Source organism: Pseudomonas lurida, from assembly GCF_013522705.1.
Lineage (GTDB): Bacteria > Pseudomonadota > Gammaproteobacteria > Pseudomonadales > Pseudomonadaceae > Aquipseudomonas > Aquipseudomonas quebecensis.
In genome coordinates this window covers 107,149-124,454 of the sequence record NZ_JAAMRE010000003.1, presented here as the reverse complement: position 1 = coordinate 124,454, position 17,306 = coordinate 107,149, and the positions used below count along the sequence as shown (strand labels likewise).

Genomic DNA, 17,306 nt, shown 5'->3' with positions numbered 1-17,306 from the left:
GTGATGCGCGCTGGGCATGTGGATCAGACTGCTGTGGCTCAACGCCAGCTCCACGACACACCTGTGTAGACGCCGCGCCCCTGCGCCGGCGTAGAGCGCGCCATATCCAAACCTTTGTCGTCATAGCCCGGCGTAACGGTGTTGGCGTAGCGTCGATTGGTCAGATTGCGCAGATCGACCCAGGCCTGCCAGTCGCCCTTGGGGGCGTCGTAGCCGAGGGTTGCACCCAGGATGGTGTATGACGCGGCGTAGTAGGAATTGGCATAGTCCACCGCTACCCGCGACGAACGCTCGGTGTTGAGGCTGCTGTAAAAGCCTGTCGGGTGGCTGTAACGCAGTTGTGCCTGGTAATAATGCCTGGGGATGCCCGGCAACGTGTTGTCGCCGAAACGGTCGTCGTCACGGTAGTGAAAGTCGCTGAACGTGTAAGCCTGGCGCAGGGCGAGCCGGCCGTTGCGGCCGCCGTCCCACAGCGGGCTGAGCAGGTTCAGTTCCAGCCCTTGGTGCACGGTGGGGCTGGCGTTGGATTCGGCGATCACGGCATTGCTGGTCGGTGTTTGCGCCTGCGTCTCTACACTGAGCAACTCGTGGCGCACTTGGGAGCGGTACAGCGCCAGGTCCCATTCACCAAACCACTGCTCGCCGCGCCCACCGATTTCCAGGGTGGTGGCGGTCTGGTTTTTCAGTTTTACGCCTTCGCGTTGCAGGCCAGTGGCCGGGCCGCTGCCTTGGGGGAAATATTTATTGGAACCCCAAATCATCGACCATGCGTGCGGCGGCTCGACCGAGCGGCTCAGGTTGCCGTACACCTGCAACTGCGGTGTGAAGTCGTAACGCAGGCCGATGCGCGGCGCGTAGTCCCAATCGTGCTGACTGACCGGCGTGCCGGTATCCGGGTAGGTCACTTCAGTTTCGCGACGGGTGTAAATCGCCGCCAGACCGGTGGTCAGCCACAAGTCCGGCATCAATTCCAGGTCGTTGCCTACGTGCAGTACGGTGTCGGAGCCCAGGTAGCTGTAGTCGCGGGTCTTGGTGCCGGGCGCGTAGGAGGCGGTATTGCCGGCCGGCGTACGCACGTATTCCGACGTGCCGTTGTTGGGCATCGCCTGGGTGGTGCGCAGGCCGACCGTGGTTTTGCTGTCGTGGCCGAACAGCGTGTCCTGGCGGATGTAATTGAGGGTGCCGCTGATATCGGTATAGGCCACTTTCAGGCGATTGGTGCCTTCGCGCAGGTCCATCGGGTAATCGTGGTAAGCCAGGCCTGCTTCGAGCCGACTGTTGTCATCCAACTGCAAGGTGGTCTTGTTGGCCAGCCAGGTGGAGCCGGGTTGCAGGCGCTTGGAGTCGCGAGCGACATTGAGCGTATTGGCTGCCTCGGGATCATGGCTGATCTGATTGCGCGTGAGTTTGCCGGGGGTGTCGTTAGTGGTTTCGCGATAACGCAGGTAGAAACGCGTTTCCAGGTCCGGGTTGAACCGGTAGCCGAAGTTGGCGGCAACCCCCTTGCCCGAGCCGGCACTCTGGTGCTGATAGCCGTCGGACTCGGAATCGGTGAGGCTGATGTAGTAATCGGCATCGCCCGAGACCTGGCCGGAACTGATCTCGCGCTGGCCATAGCCCCGACTGCCCAGCTCATAGCGCAATTGCAGCTTGGGCGCGTCGTAGCCGGTGCGGGTCACATAGTTGACCGCGCCGCCCAGCGCCAGCGCGCCCTGGTCGAAGCCATTGGCGCCGCGCAGCACTTCAACCCGGCTTTGCCATAGCGGGTCCTTGAGCTCGTAAGGTGTGCCGCCGGGGCCGGTCAGTGGCAGGCCGTCGAACATTTCGTAGAGGCCGGAGGCATGGGCGCCGGGGCCGCGATTGAGGCCCGAGCCGCGTATAGACAGCTTGACCCCTTCGTTGTTGGCCGCCTTGGCATACACCCCGGCCTGGTACTTGAACACATCTTCGTTGGTGCTGACCCGGCCCTGCTGCACGCTGTCCATGTCAATGTAATGAGTGCCGCCAGGCACGTCGCGCAATTGCGCCCGGGCCACTTCGCCAGCGCTGGGCTCACCGCCGGTGACTTCGACCGGCGCCAATTGCAGCGCATCGGCATGCGCAAAGGAAGTCAGGGTCAGTGCAGCAAAAAGAAACGCAGGTTGACGCGACAGCATGGGTAATCCTTGGAGTTCGGGGGCGTGAACGGCGTGGCCGAGCACGCTGGCAGTGTTGGGAAGGCAGCGGCACCCGGCAAGTCACGCCTAAGTGACCAACCGGAACCCTCCCACGCTCACATCGGACGGCGTCGTAGGCTTGGGGCCACAACACCGACGAAACCTCTACGCCTTGGTTGAGGTCCACTGCCTAACTCATCGCGTTGCATTGAAAAGGAAACGCCCATGTCGCTGACACACGAAGGTACTGCCGATGTACTCCTGGCATCGCGCCATCTCGGCGCCGAACCGGAGGAATGCCCCAACCCATCGGTGACTATCAGACTGACGGAGCAAGGTACGCCGACCATTGCCCGCCTGGAAGTGGACGGCCCGCTGCAATGGCCGGGGCACGCCAATCACGTCACGGTGACGCTGCCCAACGGACGGGAAATCAAAGGGGTGATCGTCGAGATCAATCGGGAAGCCGAAGGCGCGCATTGGCTGACGTTCAGCCTGGATGACTGAAAACCGTCAGCCGGGCACGCAGGCCCGGCTGTAGAACACCGCCAGCAGGGTGCTGGCGGTTATTGCAGCTCGTTAGCGAAACGGCCCACCGCACTGACCACTTGCTTGGCGCCGCCCTGAATCTCGGTAATCACCGCACCGGCCTGGTTGGCCAGGGTCAGGCCCTGCTCGGCCTGTTCGCGGCTGCTGAACATCTCGGCGATGGCTTCATCGGCCAGCCGCTGGTTCTGCTGAACCACGCTGACGATCTCTTCGGTCGCGGCACTGGTACGACTGGCCAGTTGCCGGACCTCATCGGCGACCACCGCAAACCCCCGCCCCTGCTCGCCCGCCCGCGCAGCCTCGATCGCCGCGTTAAGCGCCAGCAGATTGGTTTGCGCGGCGATGCCACCGATGGTTTGCACGATGGCGCTGATCAGCAGCGATTGCTTGCCCAGCGCCTCGATGCTGCTGGTCGCCGACTGCATCTGCGCGGCGATGTTCTGCATGGTCTGCACGGTGTTCTGCACGACCGCCGCCCCACGTTCGGCGGTCACATCGGTCTGCTGTGACACTTCATAGGCCACTCCTGCGGCTTCCTTGACCTCGGATTCCCTCAAGACCTGGTCGGTCACCACACTGGCAAACTTGACCACTTTGCACAGGTTGCCTTCGGCATCGTGCACGGGGTTATAGGTAGCTTCGAGCCACACTTCATGCCCGCGGCTGTCCACGCGCTTGAAGCGACTGGCGACATATTCCCCGCGATTAAGCGTCTGCCAGAATTGGCTGTATGCGGGCGACGCGGCCTCCTGCGGGGTACAGAACATGCTGTGCTTCTTGCCCACGATCTGCTCGAGCGTGTAGCCCATGGCGTCGAGAAATTGTTTATTGGCAGTGACCACGGTGCCATCCAGCTTGAACTGAATCACCGCCGTCGAGCGCAGCAGCGCGTTGATGAACGCTTCGTTTTCCTTACCGATTTCGATGGCGCGGGTGACTTCGGCACCATAGGCCTGAACATATGACAGCTGGCCATCGCGCCCTTTAATGGGCAGCCAGGTCAGGTGGAACCAGGCCAGGCTGCCATCGCTGCGCAGGTAGCGGTAATCATCGTTGACCGGTTCACAGCGCGCGACCGCGGCGTTGAAGTTACGAAAGCAGGGTAGATCCTTGACGTAGGCAGGGACTATCTCATTCAACAAGCGCCCCTCGACTTGTTCGCGGGAATAGCCGAGGGCCCGTGCAAAGCCCTCATTGACGGCTGCGATGCGAAAGTCGGCATCCAAGCGTATGGAAATCATGCCTCGGTCACTCTGCGCGACGAGTTGACGTAGCAGGAAGAGTTCATCGTCCTGGTCCAGAAGGTCCTTCTTCAAGCGTCGATTAAACATGTTGGCGTCCACTGAGGGTTTTCATCACTGCATCGGCTCAGTCGCCCAATGCTTTAAACACAGGTCGACGAACTGTCATGATAGCTCCCGGTTGAAGACGCGCCAGGCCGCTTTTTCCCGGTCCTGGGCCCGGGGAACCTAGGGAGTGGACACCGTCAGGGTCTGCATCAACTCGTCGGCCTCCGAGCCCGGCGCAAACCTGAAGCCTGCCATCTCGTCAGTGCCGAGTATGTCCTTGAGCGCCCCCAGCAGTTGCGCCTCGTTCGGCGAATCGCGCAGTAACCTGTGGGCCGGCAGCAACACATCGGCAGGCACACCCTCCACCGTCGCGGCATCGATCAACGCAAAGAGCATGAAGCGCAGGCGTATTTCACGATCAGTAGGCCAAACCGTCTTTCGCTTACCCAAGGTAGGGCCTCGTTTTTTCGGAAAAGTCCGAGGCTATTGCCCAGGCCAGGGTGTTTCAAGCACCGGCAGGCAAGATAGGCCGCTTCCTACAGGGGAAAGGGAAACACCGCACCAGGCAGTGCGGCAGTCGGCTCATTGCACGGGCAGAAAGTTCATCAACAGCAGACTTTGCGCATAGTTCAGGCCGATACGTCGGTAGCGTTCATCAAGCATTTGGGTAAGCAAGTCGAGACGCGCCACGATCTTGCCGAACTCCACCGCAAAACTGAGGTTGCTGCCCTCCTCCGATATTTCGTTGGAAAACAGCAGTAAAACGCCATTGGCATCCTGGCGCTGGCTAAGCAGCCAGGTGGCCTTCTCGATATTGCGTGCAGCGTTGCTGACGAACTGCGGGTTGATCGAATCGGTCAGGTAGAACTCCGTGCGCCCGCCGTGAGCCGTCACGATCATGCTGCCGATCGCATAGATGAACGCACCGACACGATCGCCCTTGAACTCCGGACTCAGGGAATAACTCAGCGCCACCAGGTCGCGGCGCTCGCCCAGGGCCGCCAGTGGACGACGCTGTTCGATGGCCTGGCGAATTTCCCGCTCGGCGCTCACCGCGTCCGGGTAGCCCGACTGCCGCCATTGGTTGGGGTTGCGCAGATACAGCTTGCCCATCAGCAAATAAAGGCTTTGCAGGTTGTCACGCATGCTCAACGTGGCCATGCGATCGACACTGGTCTGAAAAAACTCATCGGGTTTGCCGTTGCTTAATTGCCGGGTGATATCGCGACCCTGCTGCTGGCTGCAGCCGGTGACCAAGACCCAAACTACCGCCAGCAGCAATGGCAAGCGCGCCCGGCAATTGACTGGCATTGATAATCTGAGATTCATCGGCACCCGATACTGAATAGTCTGCCCACGCGTGAATCGGCGTAGTTGGGACATCGATAGAGCGGGAAAATGTGAAAAAGTGCGGCGCAGGTGTCCAGATTGTTATGACGAATAGGCGGTAGAGCCGTGAATAATTCGTTTCACGATCTATACTTGCAGGACCAGCGACGTACATAAGCGGTCACTGTAATCGAGGGTCACAACAATGAGACATCCCATTCGAGCTCAAATGGTTGTGCAGATGATTTGCCTGCTATCGGTGGCTCAGCTTTTTTGTTGATTGGAAAGTAACCAGGCTGCCCTACACGTTGGCATCACAGCGACGCAAAGGTGTCGAATAAAGGAAAGCGTCGCCCATGGCTGAGTACGGCGACGCTCAGCCTATCTGATCAGCATGCGCCTGGCGGAATGCCGTCCTTATTGAAATCTTTCAAACGCTCGCGCTCCTCTTCAGTAGCGTGCGCTGGTGTTTCCTGCTCGGGTTTTTTCTGCTTTTCGTCAGTCATGGACGCATCCTCTGGGTGGTTATGACTTGGGTTGCTGCAGCGAACAGCAGTTCAAGTTAATCGCTGAGGCGCGCGAATAAAACGCCGCTTCCCACCGTCATCTATCACCACCGTAGAAAATTTGAATTAGCCGGTTGTCCATCGGGTCAAGAATTATGAACGCAGTAATCTGATGAGGTAACAGCAATGACTATCAAAGCAGAGACACTCGTACAACTGACCGAAGCACTGCAGAAACGTGGCCTTAATCTAGTGTCGGATGTGCACTTCACGCGCGCGCCTTATCGGCGTAATCATCGCTGGATTTGTATCGTAGAGTAACTCCATCTGCTGACGGCCTGGCTCGATGGCCGGTCGTCGGCACCTCTTCCCTTCCCATTCCTTAGATGGCACTGGCGCTTATCCACGCCCGATGTATTGGATGGAGCCAGCCGCGAATGACTGGCTCGAAGCAATGAGGCAGGAGTCGCGTTAGGTTGACTGCCCGTTTCCGAGATTTTGTGGTTTTTTTACATTTTTTCGATTCTTTCTCTCGTATTGGTGATGAACACACCAGACGATCAGAAGCAGTGCCGAAAATGCAAAAACGCCCATAAACAGCTCTAGCGCGGGACCTTCGTGTGAAAACATTTTTTCGTTCCTCGTCCTGAAGTAACGCACCTGAAAAAAGGTGCTTCCGAAATTGTTCGTAACAATTCATACATTTTCAGGGTAGTCGCCAAATGCGCAGGTGACAACCCAAAAAACCCCAGAACCGTTGATCCAGACACGTCAGTCGTCGAAAAAACGCCGAGCAGATACCCAAGCTCGATCCATTGCAGTTTCGCGCCGGACCCCAGAACACCGCCTGAAGCGCTTGATCATTAGCTAAATAGCGACTTGCTCCTCAGATACTCTTCAAACCCCAACTTCCACCACTCGCGCCCAATATCCGACTGCTCGCCGTCGCGTAGCGACCCTGTCAAGAGCCAGTTCTTGCGCTCCAACGCCCAGAGCCGGATCTGGTTCTCTTGCCACTTATTGTCAATGGGTAGCGCAACTGTCGACCTGAGACATCAGATGCTCGAGTGGATGCTGAAAGCCTGTACATGCTTTCTGAGGGTGTGCCTCTTTGAGGGCGGCCGTCGCGAGCCGAGCCGCCGGGGCGGCACCACCCTTCGGGCATTCATCCTTCACGCATAAGGGCTTCGACCTGCGCGCAGCGCTTGCGAGGGAACGCACCACTCCTCGTTAGTCTGTAATCTGCGGGCAAGGGTTAAAAACCTCGGTTACGTCGACCGTTGTATGCCACGGGATGGCAGTGCCTGACACCATTCCGCCTACGGTTTGCTGTCGACCCGACTTGCGTACATAGCCGCCATCCGTTCCAGTGAAGACGTGCTGCCCCGGCTTCGTCAGATAATCAAAAAAACTGACTTTCACAGGCAAATTCATTTGCCCACCCGGCGTAATGACGGCGAGCATGATCGCTCGGTCTTTAGTCGCTTTTCTCCTGAAACTGAGGCTGCGATACAACTGCATCGTACTATTGATGCCTTCACCGATTCCCACGTTTTGGTCAAGCGTGCGCTATCCCGCTTTCCCGGCGAGAAAAGGCGCTACGCTGGCATCGCACTCGATATGTTCTTTGACTACTGCCTCGCGCGCGATTGGGAGCAATACTCTAACGTCCCGCTGGATGATTTCGCGCAGCAGGTCTATGGGATTTTGGAAACAGAGCCTTGCCTTCCTCCGTCACTGGCGCAGGTCGCGCCCTTGATGATCTCCGAGGATTGGCTCTGCGCTTACAAAGACATTGAGATGATTGGATACGGCTTGGGCGTAGTCTCGAGGCGCCTCTCCAGGCCGGATGGGCTGGATGGATTGTTTGAACAACTGCAAGCCAATTACGAGTCACTCAGCGCGGATTTCCGTGAGTTTTACCCTGCGCTTCGTGTTTTTGCGCGTTCCCCAGCGGACGCACAGATCTGATCACCTCATCGCCGTTCTGACCCTACGAGACGGTCTTTGGAACGTGTAGGCCCAGCTTAACCAGGACGGGCAAGTCAGGTTTAATGACCAGTTATGCACTGATCAATTTTTCACGCCTTTACCGCGAATACCTCTGACTCGCGAGCCCTCAAGCATGCTTAGCCGCAAGCAGGCTCTTTAAACCCGCTGATTTCTTTGGCAGGCAATTTAGATACGTCCAACGCATCAAGTGGCTCATTGCCGCATAAGGCGAGCGCTGTCTTCTGAGGAGTGACTAATTTATGATGCCTGGATGACAAATTCGGATGCAGCATCATGAGTACACGTTCAGACCTTTTGACCAGCGCCGAGGTTCTGCTGCGCACGAAAGGCTACGCGGCCTTCAGCTATGCCGACCTTGCAGACGACATCGGCATTAAAAAGGCAAGTATTCACCATCACTTCCCCACCAAGGAAGGCTTGGCAATTGCCATCGTCGAGAGCTACCTGTTCCGGTTTAAAAAGCAGCTGGACGCTATCAATGATGAACACGTCAGTGTTGTTGACCGCCTGAATGCGTTCGCCTTGATGTTCGCGCACAGCAGTCAAAACGGGATGCTTCCACTCTGTGGAGCCCTTGCCGCAGAGCTCCTGGCCCTGCCTGAAAGTCTCAAAGAAATGACGAAGGATTTCTTTGAGATCCATCTCACTTGGCTTCAGGCAAATATTAAGCAGGGTCAAGATCGAGGAGAGCTCAAAGCCGACCTGGATGTAATCAGGGTTTCAAGGTTCATATTGAATACTTTGGAAGGTGCGAGCTTTGTTTCTTGGGCGATGAGCGATGACTACGAGAAATCCTCGGGATTTGATTTGATTTTATCTACCCTTCGTCGCTGAACTATCAAGAGCTCGCGACCTTGAATCATTTGATTCAGGGTCGCGAGCCGATCTACGCTTGTTTCAATTAGCGCATACTGAAATCCACCGGATAGATCACTCGGTATTATCTGGTGTCCGGTAGATTTGCAGCCAATGACGCGAGGGCTTGCTTGTAGGCGGAGCTTTTTCGTGATCGCGGATCGTACAGTACCGCCCGTGGCGAGCGGTAACCGCGCTCTTGGCTGCGTTCAAAGTGACCTCTTGAAACGAACCTCCATCTCGTCCCAGCACGTGGCCTGGGGCATAAACAGCCATAAAACCTCCCTGATTTCTATCCATGTGATGATGGCACCATGCCGTCACGCCTGCACAATTGCATAAAACCTACCCCGATGCATAGAGCCGTGCGATGTCTTGTCATGGCGCCGCTCTCGGTGATTCTACTGATCACACCACCCATTGCTTTGCCATCAATATTCCCAATTCCTCTATGCAGCTTAAATTTACAAAACTATCGGTATCATCACATCCCTTGTAAGCCTCCCTACTACTTGGTAGGCTATTCCTCTCCCGGTCTAATCGTCCGGCTTATCTGAAGAGGAACATCTACATGAGCAGCAATCTGAATGGTATCGATGTAGCCGCACTGCAGAATTTCGCCGAAGGCGTTGCTGTAGATGCGAGCAAGCGCCACGCGAGCTTCAACGTTAAGACCGAGTGGAAAGGCCAGACTCGCTCCGTAGCTAAGGTCAGCCGTTACAGCCTGGCCGGTGAAACCTATTCCCGCAATTTTGAAATTGCCGCCGACGAGCCGAATGAATTGCTGGGCGAAAACACAGCTCCTAACCCTCAGGAGCTGCTGATGGCTGCTCTCAACGCCTGCATGTCGGTCGGCTATGCCGCCAATGCCGCGATGATGGGCATCAAAATTCACAGCCTGGAGATCGAGACTGACGGCACCCTCGACCTGCGTGGCTTCCTGGGCATCGATGAAAGCGTTAACCCAGGCTACGACGAAGTAAGTGTCGTCATTCGCCTGCACACCGATGCGCCCCGTGAGCGCGTAGAGGAACTGCACAACGTGGTGCTCAAGACTTCGGTCAACTACGCAAACTTCTCTAAAGCCATCCGCATGCTCCCTAAGCTCGAAGTCATCGAAGGCTAACCGTCCTGGCTACAGGTCAGCACGGCACCTTGCCGCTGGCGACCTCTCATTTATTTGATACCGGAGTCAGTAATGAACGATTTTTTTAAAGGCAAAAACTGTTGGTCGTCGGTGGCACGAGCGGTATGGGCTTGGAAACAGCGCGCCAGTTTTTAAAAGCGGGTGGCAGCGTGGTTCTCACCGGCAGCAAACAGGATAAAGCCGATGCTGTGCGCGCCGAACTGAGTCCGCTGGGGAACGTATCAGTGATCGTTGCCAACCTCATGACCGAGGAAGGGATGAATCATGTACGCAACGAAATCAATGCCAACCACAGTGACATCGGCTTCATGGCGAACTCTGCAGGCATATTCATTCCGAAGCCTTTCATCGAGCACGATGAGACGGATTACGACATGTACCTGGATCTGAACCGCGCCACATTCTTTATCACGCAGGCAGTGGTCAAAAATATGCTTGCTGCCAAGCGCGAAGGCTCCATTGTCAACGTCGGTTCGATTGGCGCACAGGCCGCGCTGGCCGGCTCTCCAGCAACTGCTTATTCGATGGCTAAGGCGGGCCTGCACGCAGTCACCCGCAACCTTGCAATTGAATTGGCTCATTCAGGTATCCGAGTCAATGCCGTTTCGCCTGGCATCGTTCACACCTCGATCTATGAAGGCTTCATGGACAAGGACGCGATCCCGGAAGCGATGAAGTCACTGAACAATTTCCATCCACTGGGTCGAGTGGGTGTTCCCGAAGACGTCGCCAATACCATCCTGTTCTTGCTGTCCGATAAAACTTCCTGGGTGACCGGTGCTATCTGGGACGTTGATGCAGGGGTGATGGCGGTACGTGCCTAAACACCGAGGCAAGCGTTGCGTGTAGCGCCTCTCATTGGGGCGCTTCCCAGCACGCTGCTCCGGTTATAAGGCTGCTGGCTGCAGGAGTTCAAATGTCCATCACGACAAAAGCCGCGCTGCTGAGCTACGCGGAAACCCAGATGCGCTCAAAGGGTTACTCAGCGTTCAGTTACGCGGATCTCGCAGCGAAAGTCGGTATTAGAAAAGCCAGCATTCACCATCACTTTCCTACCAAGGAGTGCTTGGGCGCGGAGCTGATCAACGACTACATCGCTCGGTTCTACGAGACGTTGGTGTCAATCGAGATCAGGCATCCCGAGCCGCTGCAGCGCTTACAGGCTTTTTCCCGACTTTTCGTGATCAGCGCGAATGAGGGGCTGCTGCCGTTATGCGGCGCCTTGGCGGCGGAGATGGCTGCATTGCCTTTATCGCTTCAAGGGCTCACTAGGGACTTCTTCAATTCGCAACTCGCCTGGCTCCAAAGCACCCTTAATGACGCAGTCCGGCAGCACAACTGGTCACTGGGAACAACCGCTGAGAACTTCGCCTTCATGCTGCTGAGTATGTTGGAGGGAGCAAGCCTCATTGATTGGACACTCGGTCGATCAACCGACCCTTTGGCTGGTTTTGACCTTTTGCTTGAAATGGCGGCAATTCAGTCCTCATTTCTTCGTGCAGGATGAATTATGAAAACTCCTTCGAAAAAATACGTAGTCGATATCTGGTCTGATTATGTGTGTCCTTGGTGCTGGATTGCCAAGCGCCGCTTTGAGAAAGCACTTGAAAGCTTCCCAGAGAAAGACGACGTACAGGTCAATGTTCGGGCCTATCGATTGGCTGCGAACCACACCCCAGAACCGATGGTCGCGGCCCTTAATCGTAAGCTCGGTAACCCTGACTCCGCTGTAGCAATGATGAGCACCGTAAGTAAATATGGCCAGGTCGACGGGTTGGATTACCGCTTTGACACCATGATGTTTGGCGATACGACTGACGCTCATGTGCTAGTGAAAGCGGTTGAAGATACGGCGGTAAAAAAGCGACTTGTAGAGGAGCTGTACGAGCAAAGCACCAGTCACGGTAAGTCCCTCTTTGATCGCGCCAGCTTAGCGGCGACTGCTAAAGACGCAGGTGTCTCGGACGACTCCATCCAAGCGGCTTGGTCATCTGCCGAGCTGCGCGCTGAAATGAAAGCGGATGAGCAGTTTGCCGCCCAATTGGGTTCCGGCGTGCCGCTCTTCGTTTTCAACAATGAGTTTTCGGTGGCAGGTGCGCAGCCTGAAGCTGCGTTTCTTGAAGCACTGAACCACATGGTTAAGAGCATGAAAGTCGACGATAGCGCATTGACAGGTCAGGTCTGCGGGATCGATGGCTGCAAAATTTGATTGGCAATGGATGGCGGCACTCTCAAGGTGCCGCCTTTCCCTGACACAGAACGAGAGATCAGATGAGCCGTATCGTTGAGTTGAGCGCTCCCCAATTTGCTCGCTTCGTAGCCAAAGGCAGCAGTGTCGTAATGTTCTCAGCCTCCTGGTGCAAACCCTGTAAAGAAATGAGACCGGTCTTCATTGAGCTCGAAGGAAAACTCCATTCGATAGCATCTTTTGGGAAGATTGATATCGCTGTGTCTCCGACGATTGCGCAGATGTATGGCATTCGCTCTGTGCCGTCGTTGGCAGTGTTCCACGAAGGCCGATTGTTGAAAGTCTTCGCCGGGTCTAAATCAGTTTCAGCGTTGAAAAAAGCAATCGTCACTGAGCTGGAGGACGCTAGCTAAACAAGCATCCTCCTCGACCGGTAAATCAGTCAGCTATCTGACTCGCTGCGTGGAAAGCTCACCTTTCCTGGGCCCGCGTCAATTGGATGAGCGCGATCTTCATTGAATATTTCCGTTAGTAAAGCGTTGGCTCGTTTGTAAGCGTCGTACTTGAATTCGGTATCGTCCTCGGGCTGAGCGGCCATCTCCTCCAGCATTTCCAAGTTCAGGCGACGGAATCGATCCGCACGCTCACGAGCTTCGTAGCGTCCTATCCCGAGTTGCTCCAAAGCTCTGCGCCCGAGGGACAATGCGCTTTCAAATGTCTCTCGCTCGACCTCTTCCACACCCATCTGACGTAGGGTAATGATGTGCCCCATATCTCGAGCGCGCACCACCAATTTTAGGGATGGAAAATGCTCTTGGGCCAACTTGGTCAGTGCCAGGTTATCGTCCTGATTATCAATGGCGTTGATCAGCACCACGGCTTGAGCAGCGCCCGCTGCGTGCAGTAAATCGAGGCGGGTGGCATCCCCGTAGAACACCTTCACCCCGAACTTTCGCAGTGTCTCGATGTGGTCGGGATCATGATCCAATACCACGACTTCAAAACCACAAGACATCAGCAGTCGCCCAGCGATCTGCCCGAATCGACCGAAGCCAGCAATGATGACTCGAGGGTTGCTCTGATCAATGGTGTCCGATTCCTTGCTGCTCTGCTTGCTCGAAGACTCCAGATGATTGAGCAAAAGGATCAGCAGTGGCGTTACACACATGGACAGCGCCACCGCCAACGTCAGGCTTTTACCCCAAGGGTCTATCAGGATGCCGGCGACTGTCGCTGCGCCAAATACTACAAAGGCAAACTCACTTCCCTGTCCAAGGAACACCGCCTGCCATGAGCGCTGATCACTTGGGACATTCAGGAAGCGCCCCAGGAGCCTGATCACGAGCAGCTTGATCAGGATAAAGCCCAAGGTCAGAGTGATGACTTTCAGCGGCGAATCGATCAGCGTGCCGAAGTCAATCGACATCCCTACACCGATAAAGAACAGACCCAGCAAAAGTCCTTTGAAGGGTTCGATATCGCTTTCCAGAGCGTGGCGATATTCCGAGCTGGCCAAGAGAACGCCTGCCAGGAAAGCGCCCATGGCCATGGATAAGCCGGCCTCTTCCAACAAGAGCCCGAACCCGAACACCAGGAACAATGCGACGGCACTGAAGATTTCCCTCAAGCCGGAGCGCGCTACAAAGCGAAGGACAGGGCGAGATACGTATTGGCCCAAGAGAACCACTGCGACAATCGCTCCGACGATTTTTGCGATGGACAGGGCCAGCTCTGCACCTGAGGGCGTACCACCATTTGCGGCCAGCAGTGGGATCATGGCCACTAGGGGAATCGCCGCGATGTCCTGGAAAAGCAACACGGCAAAACTGCTGCGACCCACTGCGGTGGAGTTCATGTTTCGCTCGGTCATGGCCTGCATCGCGATAGCAGTCGAGGACAGGCTTAACGTCAGCCCTACCAGCAGCGCAGCCGTCCAGTTCAAGCCAAGTGCAGCGCAAAATATTGCGATGGCAGCACCGCATGCCAGCATCTGCAAAGCGCCACCGCCGAACACCATGCGGCGCATGGCCCAAAGGCGCTTGGGGTCGAGTTCAAGACCAATGATGAACAGCATCAACACTACGCCGATTTCAGCAAAGTGCAGGATGGACTCGACATCGGTTACAAGCTTCAACCCCCATGGGCCGATCAGGCAGCCGGCTATCAGGTAGCCTAGAACCGGGCCCAGCCCTAACCGAACGGCGATTGGGACTATCAAGGCAGCTGAGCCCAGGTAGATGAGCATTTCAATCAGACTGTGAGTGTCCATTCATTCTTCCTTCCATGAGATCAGGCGCTCGCCGTAGTGACGGATCTGGGTGAGCAGTGCGATTTGATCTGCTCTGTAAGCGCCGTGGACTGCGACTGGACTTAACCAATCCATCCCGCAGTAATTCGCTGTTGCTTGTAGGGGCTGAGACAGCACAGCAAAACCTGGGTGGTCGCCGCCTTCAAAATGATCATGCTCTCCACCGGTAGTCACGGCCCACAGCAGTTTTTTGTTTTTCAAAGCGGTGCCACCCTCGCCGTAGGCCCAGCCCTGAGTGAAGACCTTATCGATCCACAGCTTCAAGAGAGGTGGGTAGCTATACCAGTACAGAGGGTGTTGCAGAACCAGTAGATCTGCCTGTTCCACCGCCCTCTGCTCAGCTTCAACGTCGATATTGAAATCGGGGTAGAGGTCGTACAGCGAACGGATTGCAACATCTGGATTGTTGACTGCCAGCTTGAGCATCAACATGTTGACGTTGGATTTATCAGGGTAAGGATGGGCGTAAATGATCAAAATCACGGAGTAGTACCCACAAACCTGGCGTTCTTTAAGAACGGAAAAGCTCCCTGTTCGTTGAGCATAACCGCACTCAACGAACAGGAAGCTAATGACCTGAAGGTGAAGCCTTACTGGCCGGCTTGCAGCTTCAATACTTCCTGCGCAGTCACAGGTTTGCCAGCAATACCCCAGTCTCCGCTCTTAACCTCTTCGAAGATGACCCAGGTGAGGGCACGCATGTTTTCGCCTTCAACCGACACCATGGCGTCAGTCACTTTGCGGATGACCTCGGCTTTTTGCTCGTCGGTAAAAACGCCTTCAATGCCTTTAATAGTCACGAGTGGCATGGTGTTCTCCTAAATGTTTGGGATGGGATATCAGGCGTTGGCGGCTGCGTATTCCGGATAATCGGTGTAACCCTTATCAATCGAATCGCTTACACCGTAGTAGGTCGCGCGATCACTTTCGGCCAATGGCCAATCGTTCTGCATACGCTCTACCAGATCAGGGTTAGCAATATAGGCGGTGCCAAAGGCAATCAGGTCTAGCTCGCCTTTGGCCAGCTCAGACTCAGCGATCTCCTTGGTGAAGCCGCCCGCAGCCATCAAGGTGCCCTTGTACGCTTCACGGAATGCAGCGCCGAAACCAGGTGGCGTTTGCGCGGCAAGGATGGTCGGTTGGTAGTTCAGGTGAACAAATGCCAGCTCTCGTTCGTTGAGAGCAGCAGCCATGCTCATCCAGGTTTCTTCTTCGCCTTCGTACACACCGAAGTCATAGAGGCGACCAAACGGAGAGAAACGCACACCGATTTTCGATCCGCCGATTTCAGCAGCAATCGCGTCAATGGTTTCCAGCAGGAAGCGCTGACGGTTCGCGATGGAGCCACCGTACTGGTCTGTCCGAGCATTCAGTGCGCTGCTCAGGAATTGGTCGAAGAGGAAGCCGTTGGCTGCCATGATTTCGATACCGTCAAAGCCGGCGTCCATGGCCATCCGTGCGGACTTCACGAAGTCAGCGATGACGCGCTTTACTTCTTCAGTCTCCAAGGCGCGTGGTGCGCTAGGTTGAACAGGGCCTGATTTGGTAGGTTCGATCCAGGCATACACAGTGGTATCCACTGCAGGCACCGTGCCCGAGGACACAGGCACTATTCCATGTACCGAGACGTGGGACATGCGGCCAACGTGCCAGAGCTGAGCAAAAATTTTCCCACCCTTGGCATGCACCGCATCAGTCACTTTGCGCCAGCCTGGTAAGTGCACATCCTCGTAAATGCCAGGGGTGTACAGATAGCCGCGAGCCTCATCGGAAATAGGCAGGCCTTCGGTGATCAGCAAACCGGCAGAAGCACGTTGCGCGTAGTAAAGCGCGTTGGATTCATTCGGAATGTTGTTCAAGGTTCGGGTGCGAGTCATGGGGGCCATGACAACGCGGTTTTTCAAAGCAATACCGGCCAGATCGTAAGGAGTGAACAGCTTATTCATGATTTATCTCGACGTCGTTGAAGGGAGAAATTCGGCGTTTGATTTAGGACTTGTCGAACGCGTCGAGCACGTGGGTGCTGTAGACCAGCGCAGCACCGGCATTCATGTTGATGGCCACTCCCAGTGCTTCTGCTACCTCTTCACTGGTTACGCCGAGCTTCTTGGCTTCAGCAGCGTGGAAGGCAATGCAGCCGTCGCAGCGGGTCGTCACGGCAACTGCAAGGGAGATGAGCTCGCGAGTCTTGGCGTCCAGATGATTTGTTTTGCTACCGGCAGCACCGAGAGCAGCCATGCCTTTCATCGTTTCCGGCGACAGGCCGTTGAGCTCTACCAAACGAGTATTGATGTGTTTGCGGGTTTGCTTCCAATCTTGCATGGGATTCTCACAGGGATGGTGTTGGTTGCATTTATCTAAAACACTCAACAACGCTACCATCCAGTTGGTAGGGTTTCAACGTCTCTGTGGTGATTATAAATATCAATACTATCGAATGAGCAGTTCCGTGCTGCTTTTGGCAGTAGAGTGCGAGTGGGAAATATTGCTCAGCGAGCTGGAGGCTCATCTGACGGGTTGGTTGCATACCCATGGAAGTTCGCATCCATGGATTCGAAGGTATTTTTGGCAGAATTAATCATCAGGCCGAACACCAGCGATGGTTTGGTAGATTTTCTCAGAAATTTGCCCTGAGAAAACGCCTGCAAGATCGTCTTATGAAAGCGCTAGCAGATCCCGTTGTTTTTGCGCTAATGCTGCTCTCGTCCGGGTGCGCTCGACGTCATTCATGGCAAGGTAAAAAAGGCGTCGGCGCTTTCGCCTACTGAACACACGAAAATTGGAATCCACGCTTCACCCACGCAGCAGGCTCAATTGAAGAGCCGATGCCTGACCTGGTTTGGTTCCGATGTCAGTTACTGGCCGGCTTCCGCAGAGAAAGTTTTTCTTTTGCACCGAGACACAAATTCTGGTTTGTCGCTTCCCCCGAAGCTAGTAACTATGGCCGGCGGTGCTTCACAAAAAAG

Annotated in this window: 17 protein-coding genes and 3 pseudogenes; 9 read left to right on the top strand and 11 right to left on the bottom strand. The window is 55.7% G+C overall.

Annotated elements, in window-relative coordinates:
* Window positions 1-38: 38 nt before the first annotated feature.
* A complete protein-coding gene (locus G7025_RS03940) occupies window positions 39-2,156 on the bottom strand; it encodes a TonB-dependent receptor family protein (protein ID WP_181076739.1) in 2,118 nt (705 codons plus the stop codon).
* 225 nt (window positions 2,157-2,381) lie between these two features.
* Here G7025_RS03940 and G7025_RS03935 point away from each other — a divergent pair, with 225 nt between their 5' ends.
* Entirely contained in the window at window positions 2,382-2,663 is a 282-nt protein-coding gene (locus tag G7025_RS03935; RefSeq protein WP_181076738.1) for a hypothetical protein, read from the top strand.
* Window positions 2,664-2,722: 59 nt separating this feature from the next.
* Here the strand turns inward: G7025_RS03935 and G7025_RS26980 are convergent.
* The 5 genes and pseudogenes from G7025_RS26980 to G7025_RS03915 form a co-directional block, all read right to left on the bottom strand.
* Window positions 2,723-3,160 (bottom strand): annotated as a pseudogene (locus G7025_RS26980) (methyl-accepting chemotaxis protein); the annotation flags it as partial.
* A 111-nt stretch (window positions 3,161-3,271) separates the two neighbouring features.
* Window positions 3,272-4,036 (bottom strand): annotated as a pseudogene (locus G7025_RS26975) (PAS domain-containing protein); the annotation flags it as partial.
* 138 nt (window positions 4,037-4,174) lie between these two features.
* Entirely contained in the window at window positions 4,175-4,444 is a 270-nt protein-coding gene (locus G7025_RS03925; RefSeq protein WP_181076734.1) for a hypothetical protein, read from the bottom strand.
* Window positions 4,445-4,576: 132 nt separating this feature from the next.
* On the bottom strand, window positions 4,577-5,305 hold the full coding sequence (locus G7025_RS03920) for a hypothetical protein (protein WP_181076733.1): 729 nt from the start codon (window positions 5,303-5,305) through the stop codon (window positions 4,577-4,579).
* A gap of 1,456 nt (window positions 5,306-6,761) precedes the next feature.
* Window positions 6,762-6,863 (bottom strand): annotated as a pseudogene (locus tag G7025_RS03915) (IS66 family transposase); the annotation flags it as partial.
* Between the two features lie 400 nt (window positions 6,864-7,263).
* Here G7025_RS03915 and G7025_RS03910 point away from each other — a divergent pair.
* From G7025_RS03910 to G7025_RS03880, 7 genes are all read left to right on the top strand, one after another.
* Complete coding sequence (locus G7025_RS03910) at window positions 7,264-7,800, top strand: acyl carrier protein phosphodiesterase (RefSeq protein ID WP_219855164.1); 537 nt, start codon at window positions 7,264-7,266, stop codon at window positions 7,798-7,800.
* Between the two features lie 315 nt (window positions 7,801-8,115).
* The gene (locus tag G7025_RS03905; RefSeq protein ID WP_094065894.1) at window positions 8,116-8,676 is read left to right on the top strand and encodes a TetR/AcrR family transcriptional regulator; all 561 of its coding nucleotides are present in this window, start codon (window positions 8,116-8,118) and stop codon (window positions 8,674-8,676) included.
* Window positions 8,677-9,268: 592 nt separating this feature from the next.
* Window positions 9,269-9,823 carry an OsmC family protein gene (locus tag G7025_RS03900; protein WP_094065892.1) on the top strand — a complete coding sequence of 185 codons (555 nt, stop codon included), beginning with the start codon at window positions 9,269-9,271 and terminating at the stop codon, window positions 9,821-9,823.
* Window positions 9,824-9,948: 125 nt separating this feature from the next.
* Window positions 9,949-10,668 (top strand): SDR family NAD(P)-dependent oxidoreductase, encoded by a 720-nt coding sequence (locus G7025_RS03895; RefSeq protein ID WP_181076731.1) that lies wholly within the window; start codon window positions 9,949-9,951, stop codon window positions 10,666-10,668.
* Between the two features lie 92 nt (window positions 10,669-10,760).
* Window positions 10,761-11,351: a TetR/AcrR family transcriptional regulator gene (locus G7025_RS03890; protein WP_181076730.1), complete on the top strand. Its 591-nt coding sequence runs from the start codon at window positions 10,761-10,763 to the stop codon at window positions 11,349-11,351.
* Between the two features lie 3 nt (window positions 11,352-11,354).
* The gene (locus tag G7025_RS03885) at window positions 11,355-12,053 is read left to right on the top strand and encodes a DsbA family oxidoreductase (RefSeq protein ID WP_181076728.1); all 699 of its coding nucleotides are present in this window, start codon (window positions 11,355-11,357) and stop codon (window positions 12,051-12,053) included.
* Window positions 12,054-12,115: 62 nt separating this feature from the next.
* Window positions 12,116-12,445: a thioredoxin family protein gene (locus G7025_RS03880; RefSeq protein WP_094065888.1), complete on the top strand. Its 330-nt coding sequence runs from the start codon at window positions 12,116-12,118 to the stop codon at window positions 12,443-12,445.
* Between the two features lie 29 nt (window positions 12,446-12,474).
* On the opposite strand, the gene kefC is transcribed toward G7025_RS03880, so the two are convergent.
* The 5 genes from kefC to G7025_RS03855 form a co-directional block, all read right to left on the bottom strand.
* Window positions 12,475-14,301: a glutathione-regulated potassium-efflux system protein KefC gene (gene kefC, locus G7025_RS03875; protein WP_181076727.1), complete on the bottom strand. Its 1,827-nt coding sequence runs from the start codon at window positions 14,299-14,301 to the stop codon at window positions 12,475-12,477.
* A complete protein-coding gene (kefF, locus tag G7025_RS03870; RefSeq protein ID WP_181076724.1) occupies window positions 14,302-14,823 on the bottom strand; it encodes a glutathione-regulated potassium-efflux system oxidoreductase KefF in 522 nt (173 codons plus the stop codon).
* A 107-nt stretch (window positions 14,824-14,930) separates the two neighbouring features.
* A complete protein-coding gene (locus G7025_RS03865; RefSeq protein WP_054090583.1) occupies window positions 14,931-15,149 on the bottom strand; it encodes a tautomerase family protein in 219 nt (72 codons plus the stop codon).
* A 30-nt stretch (window positions 15,150-15,179) separates the two neighbouring features.
* Entirely contained in the window at window positions 15,180-16,286 is a 1,107-nt protein-coding gene (locus G7025_RS03860) for an alkene reductase (protein ID WP_181076723.1), read from the bottom strand.
* A 43-nt stretch (window positions 16,287-16,329) separates the two neighbouring features.
* A complete protein-coding gene (locus G7025_RS03855) occupies window positions 16,330-16,662 on the bottom strand; it encodes a carboxymuconolactone decarboxylase family protein (RefSeq protein ID WP_181076721.1) in 333 nt (110 codons plus the stop codon).
* Between the two features lie 209 nt (window positions 16,663-16,871).
* Here G7025_RS03855 and G7025_RS03850 point away from each other — a divergent pair, with 209 nt between their 5' ends.
* Window positions 16,872-17,108 (top strand): hypothetical protein, encoded by a 237-nt coding sequence (locus tag G7025_RS03850; protein ID WP_181076720.1) that lies wholly within the window; start codon window positions 16,872-16,874, stop codon window positions 17,106-17,108.
* Window positions 17,109-17,306: the final 198 nt, after the last annotated feature.

Coding starts and splice junctions, on each gene's coding strand:
- G7025_RS03895 (WP_181076731.1), top strand. CDS start 9,949: ATGGGCTTGGAAACAGCGCGCCAGTTTTTAAAAGCGGGTGGCAGCGTG.
- G7025_RS03935 (WP_181076738.1), top strand. CDS start 2,382: ATGTCGCTGACACACGAAGGTACTGCCGATGTACTCCTGGCATCGCGC.
- G7025_RS03940 (WP_181076739.1), bottom strand. CDS start 2,156: ATGCTGTCGCGTCAACCTGCGTTTCTTTTTGCTGCACTGACCCTGACT.
- G7025_RS03860 (WP_181076723.1), bottom strand. CDS start 16,286: ATGAATAAGCTGTTCACTCCTTACGATCTGGCCGGTATTGCTTTGAAA.
- G7025_RS03855 (WP_181076721.1), bottom strand. CDS start 16,662: ATGCAAGATTGGAAGCAAACCCGCAAACACATCAATACTCGTTTGGTA.
- G7025_RS03850 (WP_181076720.1), top strand. CDS start 16,872: ATGGAAGTTCGCATCCATGGATTCGAAGGTATTTTTGGCAGAATTAAT.
- kefC (WP_181076727.1), bottom strand. CDS start 14,301: ATGGACACTCACAGTCTGATTGAAATGCTCATCTACCTGGGCTCAGCT.
- G7025_RS03900 (WP_094065892.1), top strand. CDS start 9,269: ATGAGCAGCAATCTGAATGGTATCGATGTAGCCGCACTGCAGAATTTC.
- G7025_RS03890 (WP_181076730.1), top strand. CDS start 10,761: ATGTCCATCACGACAAAAGCCGCGCTGCTGAGCTACGCGGAAACCCAG.
- G7025_RS03920 (WP_181076733.1), bottom strand. CDS start 5,305: ATGCCAGTCAATTGCCGGGCGCGCTTGCCATTGCTGCTGGCGGTAGTT.
- G7025_RS03885 (WP_181076728.1), top strand. CDS start 11,355: ATGAAAACTCCTTCGAAAAAATACGTAGTCGATATCTGGTCTGATTAT.
- G7025_RS03865 (WP_054090583.1), bottom strand. CDS start 15,149: ATGCCACTCGTGACTATTAAAGGCATTGAAGGCGTTTTTACCGACGAG.
- G7025_RS03905 (WP_094065894.1), top strand. CDS start 8,116: ATGAGTACACGTTCAGACCTTTTGACCAGCGCCGAGGTTCTGCTGCGC.
- G7025_RS03880 (WP_094065888.1), top strand. CDS start 12,116: ATGAGCCGTATCGTTGAGTTGAGCGCTCCCCAATTTGCTCGCTTCGTA.